Source organism: Enterococcus sp. AZ067 (assembly GCF_051715005.1).
In the GTDB taxonomy this organism is placed as follows: domain Bacteria; phylum Bacillota; class Bacilli; order Lactobacillales; family Enterococcaceae; genus Enterococcus_D; species Enterococcus_D casseliflavus.
Genome location: NZ_JBIOSY010000001.1, coordinates 2,355,907 through 2,371,956, shown reverse-complemented (window position 1 = coordinate 2,371,956; position 16,050 = coordinate 2,355,907). Strand labels below are relative to the sequence as shown.

Annotated in this window: 16 protein-coding genes and 1 other annotated feature; of the genes, 7 read left to right on the top strand and 9 right to left on the bottom strand. The window is 42.8% G+C overall.

The genetic code is table 11. The features are described from left to right. The first annotated feature begins 108 nt into the window (after positions 1–108). Positions 109–1,599: a DUF1576 domain-containing protein gene (locus IGI82_RS11250; protein WP_087627670.1), complete on the top strand. Its 1,491-nt coding sequence runs from the start codon at positions 109–111 to the stop codon at positions 1,597–1,599. Positions 1,600–1,751: 152 nt separating this feature from the next. Here IGI82_RS11250 and sdaAA read toward each other — a convergent pair whose 3' ends face one another. Together sdaAA and sdaAB are read right to left on the bottom strand one after the other, a co-directional pair. Further along, on the bottom strand, positions 1,752–2,624 hold the full coding sequence (sdaAA, locus tag IGI82_RS11245) for an L-serine ammonia-lyase, iron-sulfur-dependent, subunit alpha (protein WP_010749448.1): 873 nt from the start codon (positions 2,622–2,624) through the stop codon (positions 1,752–1,754). A 14-nt stretch (positions 2,625–2,638) separates the two neighbouring features. After that, a complete protein-coding gene (gene sdaAB, locus IGI82_RS11240) occupies positions 2,639–3,304 on the bottom strand; it encodes an L-serine ammonia-lyase, iron-sulfur-dependent subunit beta (protein WP_005229781.1) in 666 nt (221 codons plus the stop codon). Between the two features lie 318 nt (positions 3,305–3,622). Between sdaAB and rplK the strand changes: the two genes are divergently transcribed. The 4 genes from rplK (at position 3,623) to rplL (ending at position 6,024) form a co-directional block, all read left to right on the top strand. Beyond that, complete coding sequence (rplK, locus tag IGI82_RS11235; protein WP_005229787.1) at positions 3,623–4,045, top strand: 50S ribosomal protein L11; 423 nt, start codon at positions 3,623–3,625, stop codon at positions 4,043–4,045. Between the two features lie 100 nt (positions 4,046–4,145). Next, on the top strand, positions 4,146–4,835 hold the full coding sequence (rplA, locus tag IGI82_RS11230; RefSeq protein ID WP_005229790.1) for a 50S ribosomal protein L1: 690 nt from the start codon (positions 4,146–4,148) through the stop codon (positions 4,833–4,835). Positions 4,836–4,898: 63 nt separating this feature from the next. Beyond that, positions 4,899–5,025 (top strand) — a sequence feature (ribosomal protein L10 leader region). Between the two features lie 65 nt (positions 5,026–5,090). After that, a complete protein-coding gene (gene rplJ / locus IGI82_RS11225; RefSeq protein WP_005236672.1) occupies positions 5,091–5,591 on the top strand; it encodes a 50S ribosomal protein L10 in 501 nt (166 codons plus the stop codon). Positions 5,592–5,652: 61 nt separating this feature from the next. Beyond that, complete coding sequence (gene rplL / locus IGI82_RS11220; protein ID WP_003127081.1) at positions 5,653–6,024, top strand: 50S ribosomal protein L7/L12; 372 nt, start codon at positions 5,653–5,655, stop codon at positions 6,022–6,024. Between the two features lie 117 nt (positions 6,025–6,141). Here the strand turns inward: rplL and IGI82_RS11215 are convergent, their stop codons facing one another. After that, positions 6,142–6,315: a hypothetical protein gene (locus IGI82_RS11215; RefSeq protein WP_005231922.1), complete on the bottom strand. Its 174-nt coding sequence runs from the start codon at positions 6,313–6,315 to the stop codon at positions 6,142–6,144. Positions 6,316–6,463: 148 nt separating this feature from the next. Continuing rightward, positions 6,464–7,483 carry a branched-chain amino acid aminotransferase gene (locus IGI82_RS11210; RefSeq protein WP_005229799.1) on the bottom strand — a complete coding sequence of 340 codons (1,020 nt, stop codon included), beginning with the start codon at positions 7,481–7,483 and terminating at the stop codon, positions 6,464–6,466. A 210-nt stretch (positions 7,484–7,693) separates the two neighbouring features. Here IGI82_RS11210 and IGI82_RS11205 point away from each other — a divergent pair, with 210 nt between their 5' ends. Next, positions 7,694–8,662, top strand: coding sequence for a pyridoxal-phosphate dependent enzyme (locus IGI82_RS11205; protein WP_087627667.1), 969 nt, complete (start codon positions 7,694–7,696; stop codon positions 8,660–8,662). Between the two features lie 95 nt (positions 8,663–8,757). Here the strand turns inward: IGI82_RS11205 and IGI82_RS11200 are convergent, their stop codons facing one another. From IGI82_RS11200 to IGI82_RS11180, 5 genes are all read right to left on the bottom strand, one after another. Further along, on the bottom strand, positions 8,758–9,195 hold the full coding sequence (locus tag IGI82_RS11200; protein ID WP_087627666.1) for a helix-turn-helix domain-containing protein: 438 nt from the start codon (positions 9,193–9,195) through the stop codon (positions 8,758–8,760). Positions 9,196–9,204: 9 nt separating this feature from the next. Then, complete coding sequence (locus IGI82_RS11195) at positions 9,205–10,755, bottom strand: ABC transporter ATP-binding protein (protein WP_087627665.1); 1,551 nt, start codon at positions 10,753–10,755, stop codon at positions 9,205–9,207. Positions 10,756–10,852: 97 nt separating this feature from the next. Further along, entirely contained in the window at positions 10,853–11,677 is an 825-nt protein-coding gene (locus tag IGI82_RS11190) for a TPM domain-containing protein (RefSeq protein WP_010749512.1), read from the bottom strand. Continuing rightward, positions 11,674–12,795 (bottom strand): ATP-binding protein, encoded by a 1,122-nt coding sequence (locus tag IGI82_RS11185; RefSeq protein ID WP_087627664.1) that lies wholly within the window; start codon positions 12,793–12,795, stop codon positions 11,674–11,676. The genes IGI82_RS11190 and IGI82_RS11185 overlap by 4 nt, the downstream gene beginning before the upstream one ends. 16 nt (positions 12,796–12,811) lie before the next feature. After that, positions 12,812–14,041 carry an SPFH domain-containing protein gene (locus IGI82_RS11180; protein WP_010749514.1) on the bottom strand — a complete coding sequence of 410 codons (1,230 nt, stop codon included), beginning with the start codon at positions 14,039–14,041 and terminating at the stop codon, positions 12,812–12,814. A 283-nt stretch (positions 14,042–14,324) separates the two neighbouring features. On the opposite strand from IGI82_RS11180, the gene dnaX reads away from it, so the two are divergent. Then, a complete protein-coding gene (gene dnaX / locus IGI82_RS11175; protein ID WP_015509951.1) occupies positions 14,325–16,046 on the top strand; it encodes a DNA polymerase III subunit gamma/tau in 1,722 nt (573 codons plus the stop codon). Positions 16,047–16,050 lie beyond the last annotated feature (4 nt).

Here is a 16,050-nt window from a genome sequence, read left to right as displayed (position 1 = left end):
AATGACTCTTTTACGGTAAAATAACAGTAATGAGAATAAAGTGGACCAATTCGTTGGCCCACTTTTTTTCTCAAAATCAGTAAGCGCTTTATAAGAGGAAGGGGTCCTATGTCAAAACTAGTCACTTTTTTTAGAGTAAAGTTTCACAATGATTTTCATCCCCATGGTAAAGGGATGATCTCTGTACATAATGGATATAGCTTGTTATTTCTTTTCAATTTGCTGCTATTTTTCTTTGCTATGTTGTTTTTTGATCCAATGGTGGCAATCGAAGAGCTCAAGTTGATTTTGTTTTCGGAAAGTCATTTAGTCACCGATTATATTGCCATGACCTCGGTAGGGACGGCTTTGTTAAATAGCAGTCTGATGACCTTTGTAGCGATCTCGATTTGCTATCACTATCGGGTACCGATCACGGGCGGTGCAGTCTCTGCGATCTTCATGGTGACTGGCTATGGTTTTTTTGGAAAAAATCTCCTGAATTTTATCCCAATATTTTTAGGCGTTCGACTGTATTCGTATTTTATGAACGAACCATTGAAAAAATTTCTGTTGATCGCCCTCTATGGGTCATCGGTTTCCCCAATCGTCAGCTATTTTGCTTTCAATGATTCCTTACCACCATACTTTAGTCTAGTGATGGGGTATGGCATTGGGATCTTCACCGGTTTTTTGATGGTTCCTATGGCCTTATACTTTCAAGCGCTGTTTCAAAGCGTCAGTCTATACAGTGCGGGATTTACTTCAGGGATGCTATGTACACTGGTCGCTGCCATCTGCCGAATGTTTGGCTTGACGATCGAGCTAAGAACATTAGTATCTCAAGAGCAGCAACCTCGATTGATTTTTATGATGCTGGTTTTAGGAGGGGTATTCGTCGGCTATGGCTTGTTGATGGCGATCAAGAAAAAACGATTGAATATGCGAGCGATTTGGTCGCATAGTGGCAAAATCGAGCGAGATATTTTAAGGGATACTGGCGTTTATAACACGATGATCAATATGGGGTTAATGACATTCTTGTTAGTGGCTTACGTTGTCAGTATTGGTGCGGTTTTAAATGGACCAGTTATCGGTGCGATCTTTTGTGTCATCGGCTTTTCTGCTTGTGGCTCTCATGTGTTTAACTCGCTGCCTTTATTGGCAGGGGTGACGATCGCCAATCTATTGAGCGTATACACCATCAACGAGACGGTTACAGTCACGTCAGCGATTTTTGCGATGATGCTCTGTGCAGTAACAAATGCCTATGGCTGGAAAGGCGGCTTGGTGGTCGGTTTTGTCCACGCCTCAATGGTACTGAATATTGATTTCTTACATGGAGGTTTGAATCTGTATAACAATGGTTTTTCTGGCGGGCTCGTCGCCATGATGATCATTCCCTTATTGGATCTCAGCAAACAGCTCTGGCAAAAATCAGCCGATCAGGCGCAAGCTACCAATGATGAAAAACCACAAATGGACTTGAAAGCACAAGAAAGCGAGCAGCCATTGGTCCCATTGGATCAAACAGAAGGAAAACCTAAATTTTCCGAGCCTGTGAAGGTATTAAAACCCGTTGCCCAAAAGAAACACTATAGGGTAGGCGAGTGGGAGTAGAAAAACCGCCAATGTCATTTGTTACTTGTTTAACAAGTAGGGAGTGCTTGCCTTTTCGTCGTTGGAAATAATGGGAAAATGAAAACCAACCAAGAACAAGCACAGATTGGTTGTTCTTGGTTGGTTTTTATTCGTGTTCGTTTCTAAAAAAATCAACGATTGGCTTCTAAGATTTCTGCCTGCAAGCGTTGGGCAGTCGGTGTCATGGCTAGACCGCCTTCAGCCGTTTCCTTGAAAATGCTAGGCATTTGGCGACCGACTTGATACATCGCTAAGACCACTTCATCAGGTGGGATAACACTTTCGATTCCTGCCAGTGCCATGTCGGCAGAGATAAAGGCTTGGGAAGATCCTAGGGCATTGCGCTTCACGCATGGGACTTCGACTAAGCCCGCGACAGGGTCACAAATCAAGCCCATCATATTTTTGAGGGTGATCGCCACCGCTTGAGCCGCTTGGTGAGGGGTGCCACCTTTTGCACAAACCAAAGCTGCCGCTGCCATTGCGCTAGCAGAACCGATCTCCGCTTGACAACCGCCTTCGGCTCCAGAAATCGAGGCATTGTTGGCAATCACTAGACCAAAGGCGCCGGCTGTAAACAAAAAGTCGACTTGTTGCGCTCGAGTCAGTGCCAAACGTTCACGTACGGCCATCAAGACACCAGAAACAACACCCGCACTACCGGCGGTCGGTGTTGCACAGATCAAGCCCATTTTCGCATTGACTTCGTTGACTGCAATGGCATTTTGGACCGCTTGTAGAATGGTTTCTCCGCTTAAAAAATCACCGGCAGCAAGGTAGTCGTTCATGCGTGTCGCATCGCCGCCGGTCAATCCCGTCACCGATTTTACACCAGCGACACCTTCAGCGACTGATTGTTCCATAACAACTAAATTCTTTTCCATGATTGCAAGGATCTGTTCGCGACTACGGCCAGTATTTTCAGCTTCGATCGCAATCATCATCTCTGCAACGGAAGGATAATTTTTACTCTCTGTTACTAATTCTTCTATTGTATAGAACATATGCCTTTTCTCCTTTAATCAAAATACGCAGCGCTGTAAACATGTGGCAAAACTTTGATTTGTTGGGCCAGCTGATCATTGCGCTGATCGACTTCGATGATCATGATTGCTTTATCACCGACAGCTTCTCTTGTTACGGTCATCGTACCGATATTGATTTGAGCCTCTGATAGTAAATTGGTTACTTTTGCAATCATTCCTGGAACATCTTGATGAACGATCACATAAGTTGGCGTACCCAGCGTCAGAGAAATTTTGAAGCCGTTAAGCTCTGAGATTTGAATATTACCACCACCGATCGAGATACCAGTGACAGAAAGTTTGTGGCTACCTTTTGTCAAAATCATCTTGACCATATTTGGATGTTCCGCTTTTTCTTTTTTAGGAACGAATAGGACTTCGATCCCTTTCTCATAAGCGATTTTTAAAGAGTCTGCTAGGCGAGCATCATCTGGCTCCATGCCTAAAAGACCGCCAACTAACGCAATATCGGTTCCATGACCGCGATAGGTTTTGGCAAACGATTCATACAAAAGGATATCAACACTGTCTGGCTGTTCACCAAAAATACTGCGAACGATTTTTCCGATCCGAGCCGCACCGGCTGTATGAGAACTGCTGGGACCCACCATGATGGGACCGATTATATCAAATACACTGCGGTATTTTAATTGTTCCATTTTTTTCACCTCGATAGTAGTAAACGAATAGGGAAGAATTCCAGTAGTAGTGTAGCATAAAAAAATGAGAGAATGAAAAAAGCAGACCAAAAGCAAGGGATTTTTATTTATTTTTTTATCAAAGGAATGACGAAAAGCGATGGTGAGTATTTTTTCAAAAAAATCAGCTGAAAAACCTTGAATTATTCCTTAAAGATGCTATAATATTCCAGTGTGCTTTCGTCACACGTTTTTTGTGTGTGCACATGAATCACCAAAGTGGGAGGAGAAATTTGGATCTCCAATTAACCACATCACGGACTCAAGGAGGTATGTCTCGTGGCAAAAAAAGTAGAAAAAATCGTTAAATTGCAAATTCCTGCAGGTAAAGCAACACCAGCTCCACCGGTAGGTCCTGCGCTAGGTCAAGCGGGTATCAACATCATGGGATTCACTAAAGAATTCAATGCTCGTACAGCTGATCAAGCAGGTTTGATCATTCCAGTAGTGATCTCTGTATACGAAGACCGCTCATTTACTTTCGTTACAAAAACACCACCAGCAGCAGTATTGTTGAAAAAAGCAGCAAACGTTGAAAAAGGTTCAGGCGAACCAAACAAAACAAAAGTTGCAAAAGTTTCACGCGATCAAGTAAAAGAAATCGCTGAATTGAAAATGGAAGACCTAAACGCAGCTGACGTTGAAGCAGCAATGCGCATGGTTGAAGGAACTGCACGAAGCATGGGGATCACTGTAGAATAATTACAGCCCTAAGGAAGTAGCTTCTCAGTCGGCTTCATATTGAAAAATATGGGACACGTGGGAGGTTCTACCGTTATAACCACATCAAGGAGGAAACAAAATGGCTAAAAAAAGCAAAAAAATGCAAGAAGCATTGAAAAAAGTTGATGCTACAAAAGCTTATTCAGTTGAAGAAGCAGTAGCTTTGGCAAAAGAAACAAATATTGCAAAATTCGACGCAACGGTTGAAGTTGCTTACAAATTAAACGTAGACCCTAAAAAAGCGGATCAACAAATCCGTGGCGCGGTTGTATTACCAAACGGTACTGGTAAAACACAAACAGTTTTAGTTTTTGCTAAAGGCGATAAAGCCAAAGAAGCAGAAGCAGCTGGTGCTGATTTCGTTGGTGACGACGATATGGTTCAAAAAATCCAAGGTGGCTGGTTCGATTTTGACGTTGTTGTTGCAACGCCTGACATGATGGCTACTGTTGGTAAATTAGGTCGTGTGTTAGGCCCTAAAGGTTTGATGCCTAACCCTAAAACTGGTACAGTAACAATGGACGTAACAAAAGCAGTTAACGAAGTAAAAGCTGGTAAAGTTACTTACCGTGTTGACAAAGCTGGGAACATCCACGTACCAATCGGAAAAGTTTCTTTTGAAGATGACAAATTGATTGAAAACTTCAAAACGATCCATGAAACATTGTTGAAAGCTAAACCTTCAGCAGCAAAAGGTCAATACATGAAAAATATCTCAGTTACAACAACATTTGGGCCTGGGATCCATGTAGAACAAGCTTCTTTCTAATTTAATACAAAAATTCAAAACTTTTATTGACTTGACTACCTTATCTATGGTAAGGTAGTCAAGGTTAAAAGTTTAACTGTACCGAAGACAGTAGGTGGCGTTTGCCTTAATTTCCTACCGAGGACGTTTATTGAGAATCTTCAATAGTCCCTCTATGTCTACGGTGGCATAGAGTTTTTTTATTGTCCTTTATAGGACGAAGGAACAGTTTGTTTCGAAGAAACTCTTCCATCAAAATCAGGAGGTGAAATATAAATGAGTGAAGCAGCTATCGCTAAAAAATCCGCGATCGTTGATGAAGTGAGTGCAAAATTCTCTGCAGCCGCATCTGTAGTCGTTGTTGACTACCGTGGTCTAACTGTTGATGAAGTAACTCGCTTACGTAAACAATTGCGTGATGCAAACGTTGAGATGAAAGTTATCAAAAACTCAATTCTTTCTCGTGCTGCTGAAAAAGCTGGTCTAGAAGGTTTAGGTGAAGTATTCACTGGCCCTACTGCCGTAGCATTCAGTAACGAAGACGTTGTTGCACCTGCAAAAATCATTAACGATTTCGCAAAAGACGCAAAAGCTTTAGAAATCAAAGGCGGTATCATCGAAGGCAAAGTTTCTTCATTGGAAGAAATTACTGCATTGGCGAAATTGCCAAACCGCGAAGGACTTCTTTCTATGTTGCTATCTGTGCTACAAGCACCTATCCGCAACGTGGCTTACGCTGTCAAAGCAGTGGCAGAAAAAGAAGAAGATGCAGCATAATTGCCGCATGATTTTTCAGTATTAAAAAACTAAACTACTTACTTAAATGGAGGAAAATAAAATGGCATTGAACATTGAAAACATTGTCGAAGAGCTAAAAGGCGCGACAATCTTAGAATTAAACGATTTAATTAAAGCTATCGAAGAAGAATTTGGCGTATCTGCTGCAGCTCCTGTAGCTGTAGCTGGTGGAGCTGGCGATGCTGGTGCTGCTGAAGAACAAACTGAATTCACTGTAGAATTGACTGCAGCTGGCGATCAAAAAGTTAAAGTTATCAAAGCAGTTCGTGAAGCAACTGGCTTAGGCTTGAAAGAAGCGAAAGCAGTCGTTGACGGAGCTCCTTCAGCAGTTAAAGAAGGCATCTCTAAAGACGAAGCTGAAGCATTGAAAGCAGCTTTAGAAGAAGTTGGCGCTTCAGTAACTGTAAAATAATTTTTCTTAGTGTCAAATCCTTTTGTATGAAGGGATTTGGCGCTTTTTTTTAGTAAATGAAATTCCTGAAAAAGGAATAAGCAGCGATCCTCGTTTCTTACTAGCGAGGATCACTGCTTATTTTTTTCGAAATTGTTGGAATAAGAACACAAAAATAAAAAAGAAAAATGCTTCCCACAATGTTGTGGTCCAGCTAAAGCTGCGGTTGATACCAAAAACGAGATTACCGATATTGGAAACCACCAAATACAATGCTGTTGCTAGCAAAGAATAGCCGAGTCGTTTGCCCATCATTACGCCTCCCTTTGCTATGATTGTAACAAGTCAAAAGAGTTGTGGCAATCAATTCTCTCCTGATGGAAAGGAATTGGTTGGCGGAAAGAGAATAAAACGAACGATCACAGTGGACCGTTCGTTTTATGATGGTCTATGGGTGTGGCTATTTCAATGGGACATCAAAGATCCAACCTGTTGGGGCCGCAATATCTCCAAATTGAATGCCGGTCAATTGATCATACAATGCTTTTGTTTGTGGACCAACTTCCGTTTCACTATAGAACACATGAAAATCCTCACCGTTTTGGATCCCGCCGATTGGGGAGATAACAGCAGCTGTTCCGCAGGCACCCGCTTCGACAAACCGATCCAGCTCATTGAGATAAACATCGCCTTCAACAGGGGTCAATCCTAATGAGTGTTGCGCTAGATGCAGCAATGAATATTTTGTGATACTTGGCAAAATAGAAGGAGATTTTGGTGTCACAAATTCATTGTCAGCCGTGATTCCGAAAAAGTTAGCAGAACCGACTTCTTCGATTTTGGTATGCGTTTCTGGATCCAGATAGATGCAGTCGGAAAATTTCCGCTGATGGGCTTCGTATCCAGGCAACAAACTCGCAGCATAATTTCCACCAACTTTGGCTGCGCCAGTACCATTTGGTGCCGCGCGATCATAATCAGAAACAATGAAATTGGTCGGTGTCAATCCGCCCTTAAAGTAAGGACCGACAGGCATACAAAAAACCGTAAAAATATACTCTGGTGCTGGACTGACACCGATGTTTTCTCCGACCCCAATCAATAGAGGACGAATATACAAGGTGGCGCCGCTGCCATAAGGTGGAACATATTCCTGATTTGCTTTTACTACTTGTTTTACCGCATCTAAGAAAAAGTCCTCAGGAACCTCTGGCATGCGCAGGCGATAGGCACTGCGATTCATCCGTTTGCTATTTTCGTCTGGACGGAACAAATTGATGCCGCCATCTTTTCTTCGGTAGGCTTTTAGTCCTTCAAAACATTGTTGTCCATAATGAAGAGCGGTTGATCCCTCGTGGATATGCAGATAATTATCCTCGGTAAGTTCGCCTTCATTCCAAGAACCGTCTTTCCATGTTGCCAAAAAACGCCATGGCGTCTTGATATAAGAAAACCCTAAATTTGACCAATCGATTGTCATTCGTTCACACCCTTTTTTAATTTTTCTAAGTATAGCACTTCAGAAAAGAAATGTCATTATTTTCTGAAAATTCTTCTGTAAGAATAGTTGGTGACATTGACGTGTAAAGGATAGGGAAGTGCTCTTTGCTTGTACGAGTTCCCCAGTTTGTTTTTCTACAAGTTCTGTGCTTCAATGAGAGTATAAAAAAACAAAAAAGGGGGAACGTTTGTGATTGAGGAAGTGTTGACGGACAGTCTGGGGATCGCTGCTGCGTATCGACGATTGAAACCAATCATGATCCATACACCACTTGCACCAAGTAATATTTTAGGCAAAGAAAAAGAGGGCGCGATATTTTTGAAATTAGAAAATCTACAGCGTACCGGCTCCTTTAAAGCGCGGGGGGCGTATAACAAGCTCGCTTCATTGACTGATGCAGAAAAACTTCGCGGTGTCATCGCCTGTTCTGCAGGAAATCATGCGCAAGGTGTTGCTCTCGCAGGATCGTTACTGGGGATCAATGTCCGAATCTTTATGCCATTAACGGCTGCTAAAACAAAAATAGAGGCGACAAGAAGCTATGGCGCACAAGTCGTTTTAGCAGGAGAGACGTTTGATGAAACCAAACAACTGACAGTAGACGCCATGAAAGAAAGTGGCGAAGTTTTTGTCTCTCCCTTTGATGATCGTGCAGTAATGGAGGGGCAAGGAACGATTGCGATCGAACTGTTGGAGGATCTTCCAGATGTTGATAATGTCATTATTCCCATCGGCGGTGGTGGGTTGATCGCTGGGATGGCTTTAGCCTTAAAAGAACTTCGTCCAGAAGTCAAAATCATCGGCGTTCAATCCTATGGCGTTTATGGTATGATCGCATCGATCTGGCAGCAAAAGCTGGTAGCCAATCGCCGCAGTAGAACGATCGCCGATGGCTGTGATGTTGCTTTGGCAGGGGAGCTGACCTATGATGTTTTAAAGACCCGTATCGATGAAACGGTCTTAGTTGAAGAATCCGACATCGAACAAGCGATCCATTACTTGGCTTTGAAGGAAAAAGTCATTGCAGAAGGTGCTGGTGCATTAAGTACAGCGGCGATTTTAAGCGGACAGATCGATCATTTACTTCGAGGAAAGAAAACTGTGGCTTTGGTCTCCGGCGGCAATATTGATTTCTCTGTGTTTAAGGAAATCATCTGAGTGCAACAAGCCTTCCAAAAAAGAAAGAAGAGACCTGATTAGACATTCTCCTAATTGGGTCTCTTCTTTTAAATTCAAAGCAGGTGCTCAGATGATTACTTTGGGGGAGAAAGTATTGTTTCGATCCACTGTCCAAAGGTTGTTACATATTTCAATGGTCCGACCAATGTAAATCGTGCCATCGTTGGGTGGATTTTTTCAAAGTAAAAACGCCGACTTTCCCCTGAGTAAAGTGCATTGAATTCATCAATAACGATTTTTTTTTGCTGTTGCAGTAATTCTTCTGATTCAATAAAGAAATCAATGGCAAGTAAGCTTTCGGGTATCTGTTTTTCTGAACGTATTGAAGCAAAAGAAAGCAGGGGATCTTCAAATGGTTCGCCCATCAACGAAGCCACATCTTTGTAAGAAAAGCGCCACTGTCCGCCAACTTTTGTCCCTTTAAGTTGGTTGGTCTTTTGATAATTTCGGATGGTTCGAGTCGTTACGCCCAGTTTTTCAGCGACTTCTTCAACGGTATAATAATCTTTCATCGGTTCCTCCTACAAAGTAATTATGCGATCGCAAAAGCGTTGCTCCTCTTTCTTATGACTAGTATAGATGATAATACGTTTTTCCGCATGTTTTTTTAGACACTTCATGATCGTCTCGGCAGATTCATCATCAAGGCTACTAGTAGCTTCATCTAGCAAAAAAATTTCTGCATCACTTACTAATAAGCGAGCCAAAGCGATTCTTTGCTTTTCTCCTCCTGATAAATCGGCTCCGTTTTCCGTAAGCCTGCTGGTCCAAGAGCGCTGTTGAAAAATGGGCGCTAAAATACCAGAGGTTTCGATAATTGTTTTTTCTTCTTCCGTCATTTTTCTTCCCCATACAAGATTTTCTTCAATTGTCCGAGAGAGAATCGTAGGTTCTTGAGCAAGGTAGATGGTTTTATCTGTTTCAGGTTTTCTCGGCTTGATGCGTTTACTCTTCGTGGAAAGCGATATTCCTTCTGATGGATAAAGACCAGCAATCGCCTTTAAAAACGTTGATTTTCCTTTTCCTGAAGTGCCAGCCAAGTAAATATGTTCACCAGGTTTCAAGGTTTCTTCAATGGGGAAGGAAAAGCTGCGGTTGCCAATTGATACGACAGGGTGGTCGAAAGTAAGACTTAGAGCAGCTTCACTCGTTTGGTGCGAGCAGTCCTCGGGAGCAGCCAATTCTTCGTTAACAAAACGTTGATTGATCCTGAGAGTGGCTGTATCAAGATTGATTTTCGTTAAACCACTTAATGCAGAAAAGTAAATGGGCAATAGCACGCCAATCAAAATCAACGCAGAGGTTGGCAATTCATCTTGTAATATTCCTTGAATCATAAACAAATAGATTCCTATCTGGGCGATCTGATTGATCGCATTAAGGACTAAACTAGTCGTTTGGGCAAAAGTATTGGTGTTTGCTAATGTTTGATACATCGATGTCAATTGAGAGGAAAACAGCTGTTCAAGAACAGCGTCACTCCATTGCTTCATTGTATCAATATGGGACAATGTTGTTAACATTTCCTTATTGCTAAGAGCAAATGCTTCTTGCATATTTTTCATCTTGATACTTAACTGTTGATTGATCCATCGAAACCCAAAAACATTGATGGGAAATAGCAATAGTAAAATGAAACCCAGTAAATAATGCAATTGGAAACACAAAAAAAGCGGGATCAGCAATAAGAAAAAGCAGCGAATGGCTTCGCTAAAACTACCACAAATAAACAAGTATAAGGAATCAACAACGCCAAAGATGCGGTTTAATAGATAAGTGGGTTCCTTTTCAGAAAGCTCTACATAACTCTTTCTTTTCATTTTTTTTAACAATTCCAAGAGATGGCGAACGTTCATCGTAGCTGCATAGCGCTCTTTCATCACAATCAGTAAGAATTGTGCGCAATAAGTAATGCTTAATATGAACGCTAATAAGCCAACGAGATGATCGAAGCGCAGTGCGTGATCTTCTTGTAAAAGCAATGGGAAGGCTAGGTTTGTTAGGACAGTTAAGAATACTAGTAGGCTACTCAAACTAATAAAAAGTTTGTTCTTTCTAATAATTTCAATCAAAATACCAACTCATTTCCTATTTTTTCCTAAATGGTAGATGTTTTTATGAAAAATGTCAACAAAAAAAGAGTTCCTTATTAAAGGAACTCTTGAAAAATCAAAAGCTGCGTCCGCCGCCGCCGAAAGTACCGCCGCCAGAAGAGTGGGTCGTACTGCCGCCTCCGCCGCCAGAAAAACCGCCACCACCGCCGCCTCCGCCATTATTCGAAGGCCGAGGGATGCGTCTGGTTGTGACAAAGGAGTTGACTAAGCGATCTTCTTTTTGGGTCAGATCAATACTTGATTTTTCTAGATAGTTAAATTTGTAGCCGCCCATTTTTAATTGGTAACGGGATTTAACAATGATGAAAAAGGCGATACTGATCACTGCTGCGATTGCTAAGCAAATAGCAATTTCTAGTGGCGTCATCACTTTGTAATAAGTAATTTTTCCAGTATCACGATCGATACGATAGTGATCGGCAGGAACACCTGCTTCCACAAAACCAGCCGCTTTTTGCAGATAGACCAATGCCGCTTGGTAATAATTTCCCTCTGCCATCTGGTCAAATACCGCATCAAGTAGCTTGTCTAGACGTGAGTCAGTGAGGTAATCGATCATATTTCCAGAAGTCGAAACGTGAAATTTACGTTGCGACATATCGATCACCAAAGCGGATCCATTGTTGTCGTTGCCGATCCGTCTTGAAAGATATCGATTAGTATACAACTCGATATCTCCCGTGTTGCTGTTCGTTGTTTGAATAAACACTTCGCCTTTGATTTTCGCATTCAGCGCTTCTGCTTCTTCATTCAACTTCTGGATTTCTTGTTCGGTAAAAAGTCCAGCGTGGTCTGCGACTGTCTCTTCGGCTGCGAAGGCGGGCAGGGTGGTGAAGAAAAAGCCAACCAGCAGAAGCAACAAATAGGATAGTTTTTTCATAAGAAATACGCTCCAATCAATGCGAGGATGGTCGTTGCCGCGAAAATTGCGCCACTGACGATTCCCAAGCGTTTGTAACTGATTGGTAAAACACCGCTGACTTTTCCTGTTTGCCCATTCATCGCATAATAAAAGGCACTCTTGTTTTCATCATCGGCTCGATAGGTCACTAGCCATACAGGAAGCAAAACGTAATTGTTTTCTTCTTTTGTTAGATTGATGGATCGATTGTTGCGTTTAAAACTAGTATAGCCATTGACGGTACCTGCTAGCAGGTTTTCAGCATACCCCGATAATTCGTTTTTGACTTCGTCGGAAAGAGCAATGTATTCAATGTCTCTTTTTTCTGCTTGGAAGCCGGCTAAATACTGACTGCGAAAATTAACAGCTTTTTCAAGGGGAAACGGCTGAACGCCAGTTACCATTTTTTGTTGGACGTTTTTTGACAGCGCATGCTTGAGCAATTCATTCACCTTGATTTTTCCTCGTCGCAAGACATCGTATTGTTTGTGTTCAGTATATTCAATATCACCAACGCGCCAAATACGCAAGGAGGTACCCATTCCTGAGAGGGAGCCGTTCATCTCGGCATCGACGACCCAATAAGGGAAGTATACGCCAGTCAATTTCTCTACTTGTGCTTGGTCGAAGAAATCCCGTGGGACGAATTTTTTCTTTTGCGCCCATTCTAAAAACTTTTGCGTTGCTTCTTCTTTTTCGATCGCAAAGGGAAGGACTTTGTTTGGCAAAAATTCTCCCGAAAGCCGTCCAGATAAAACGACCGGGTTATGGCAAAAGTAGCAATAGGTTGCAGCTGTAGTCGCATCCGTCACGATTTCAGCACCGCAGCTGGGGCAGGTGAAAAGGTCCATCTGTCCCGCTTGTGCATTGGCTTGTTGCTGCACTTCTTCTTCAAGGCTCGGCTCCGTCACTGAGGTAGCCGTGGCATCTACAGAAGAATCAGCGGCCATTTGCGCTTCTTTTTGCTTTTCTTCAAAGGCAGTGACTTCGTCTTCAGTAAAAATACTCAGACAAAATGGACAATGAAATTTTTGATCGCCAGGATCAAAGGTTAAAGCGCCCCCGCAATTGGGGCACTTATGTGTGATAACATCCATCAGCAATCCTCCTCAATTAGTCTACTGGGACACCTTTGAAAGGTTTGCCGCAATTCGGACAGAATTTTGGAATGCCGTTGGCTAAATCAATCACTTCACCACAATCGCTGCATTTCATTTTCAGACTTGGTCCATCGCTCGTTGGTTTAGGCGTGCCGCAATTGCTGCAGAATTTACCAGTATTAGATGTGCCGCATTGTGGGCAGTCCCAATGATCTGCGTTGCTTTGTGCAGGTGCTTGTTGCTGCTGCATCTGCTGTTGGTTGTTTTGTGACGCTTGGTTCAAATAACCGCCACCAGCGTTCATCCCCATGCCCATGCCAACAAACCCAGTCGTAGCGCCAGCGGCATTGCTACCGGCAGATTCCATACCACGAGCTACCGAACCTTGAACATAGCCTTCACGAATCGAAGGGTCACCTAACATTGCCCCTTGGTTCCGCATGTTGATCAATTTTACGGAATCATCCGTATAAGAGATGCTTGCGACGGCAACCGAAACGATTTCCATTCCTCGGAGTTCTCGCCAGCTGTCATCAAGAACTGTTCCCATATATTTGCTTAATTCCATGCTCTTAGATGGAACGTAAGAAATTCGTTCGCCATCAGCGGACATTTTGTTGATCGCTGTTTGTAGGGCGGTCAAAAATTCAGCTAAGTACTGCTCGTTGATGTCGTTGATATCGACTTGACTTTTGTTTTTTGGGATCGCATTCGTATAGAACAAAATTGGATCGGTAATTCGTAAGGAATAGTTTCCGTGCGCCCGCAAGAAAAGTTCTGCGTTGTAAAAGTTGTCAAAATAATTCAAAGGCGAGGAAGTACCGAAGCGAATCCCTTTGATTTCTTGTAGATTGATATAAAAAACTTGTTGTTTTTGCGGTGTAACGCCACCAAACTTAAAGCGGTCAAACGTTTCAGAAATCGCATCTTTCAATGAACCGTTTAACATTGAAGGCGCTAATTCGTTTTTCACTGTATAGTAGCCTTCTTCGGCGGTATAATCGATGATTCGCCCGCCATCAACCAATAACATCATCATATTCGGATAGACATGAATCACTGAGCCATCAGTGATGACATCTTCTGTGCCTTTTCTGTTGGAACCGCGTTTGTCATTACGCCGCACTTTGACACCTTTTGTCATTACTGTCGAATCGCTCATATTGTCAGGCTCGATCACCTCTAGCCATTGATCTGCTAATCCGCCGCCAATTGCGCTTGTTGCCGCTTTGATAATACCCATTTTCAGTCCTCCTTTAAATTGTTTTCATCACAATAGATGAACATAGATTCATTATACCATAGGAGGTGAGATTTACGTTATCAGTCTAAAGTTGGAGAGGAGTTTTTCGCAAAATCCATCAATAAACGGTTCGTTCGCAGGTGGATTTGAATAAAAGAGACAAATTGGAGATTGCGGATTAAATTTCCATTTCTTTTGAGATTCCCCCACGCAAACGGTGGTTTTTTTGGCTGATATTACGTATAATAGAAGGTAGCGAATTTTGAAATGAGTGTGGAAAACTATGGCTTATCAAGCATTATATCGTGTTTGGCGTTCTCAGCGTTTTGATGATGTTGTCGGACAAAAAGCAATTACCCAAACCTTAAAAAATGCAATCGATCAAAACCAGATCTCGCATGCCTATTTATTTACGGGTCCTCGAGGAACCGGGAAAACAAGTGCAGCGAAAATTTTTGCCAAAGCCATCAATTGTCCGAACCAGGTCAACGGTGAGCCTTGCAATGAGTGCGATATGTGTCGCTCAATCACAGCAGGGACGCAAGAAGACGTGATCGAAATCGATGCGGCAAGCAACAACGGTGTAGAAGAAATTCGCTTTATTCGTGATCGTGCGAACTATGCACCGACCCAAGCTGAATACAAAGTTTATATCATTGATGAAGTGCACATGCTGTCAACAGGCGCATTCAACGCTTTACTAAAAACATTGGAAGAACCACGGAAAAATGTTGTCTTTATTTTGGCAACAACAGAGCCCCATAAGATTCCAGCAACGATCATTTCTCGAACCCAACGTTTTGATTTCAAACGGATCAATACGCAAGATATCGTGGGTCATTTAGAAACGGTCCTTACTACTAGTGAGATCAATTACGAAGCAGAAGCTTTACAGATCATTGCGCGAGCCGCAGAAGGCGGTATGCGGGATGCCTTGAGTATCACCGACCAGGCGATCGCTTTTAGTGATGGAACCGTAACGACCCAAGATGCTCTTGAAGTGACGGGCAGCTTGTCCTATGAAATGATGGACCGTCTGATGCAAGCTTGCGGGGAAAAAGAAGTTGCCGATGCGTTAGCGACCTTGCGGGAGTTATTAGCCTCTGGTAAAGAAGCCCGACGTTTATTGGAAAACTTGTTGGTTTATTGTCGAGACTTGCTGATGTATCAACAAGCGCCGCAGCTGCTATCTGAAAAGTCGCTGCAGTTGACTGAAGCGTTTCAAACGCTGGCAAAAAATACCCCGCCAGCAAAAATCTATCACTGGATCACGGTCTTAAACGATACGCAAAATGAAGTACGATTTACGAACAATCCTACGATCTATCTGGAAGTGGCTGTGGTCAAATTAGCCAATGATCCAGAAAGTGCTGCTGTTGCTAGCAATTCAGCTGATAATAGTCAAGAAGTGGCGCAGTTACGGCAAGCATTGCAAAAACTTCAGGCAGAGGTGCAACGACTGCAGGAGAATCGACCGGCAGGTGCCGTTGCGGAAACCACTGCGCCAGTGAAGAAAGCCAAGGCGACCACTACGTTCCGTTTACCAAAGGAACGCGTGTTCCAAGTACTGAAAAGTGCAACGAAGAAAGACTTGGCAAACGTTCGCAATGTTTGGGACGATCTTTTGATGTCTCTTTCCGTGACGCAAAGAGCTATGCTGCATTCCAGTGAAGCAAAAGCTGCCAGCGAATCGGGCGTCGTGATCGCTTTTGACTATGAGATCTTATGCCAGCGAGCAAGTAACGACCAAGAGTTTCAATTGATGATCCATAATCAATTGTCTCGCATGATCAAAGACTACGCCCCCCAGGCTGTCTTTATCACAAAAGAAAGTTGGCCAGCACTACGGCAAGAGTTTTTGGCCGGCGGTCAAGCAACGGCAGATTCGGAAATTGAAGTAGACCAAGAAGAGACCGAAGCCGCTCCTGTCGAACCTGAAAATGACGACTTAGTAACAAAAGCGCAAGAGTTATTTGGTGAATTAACCAGCATTGAAGAAAATTAATGAA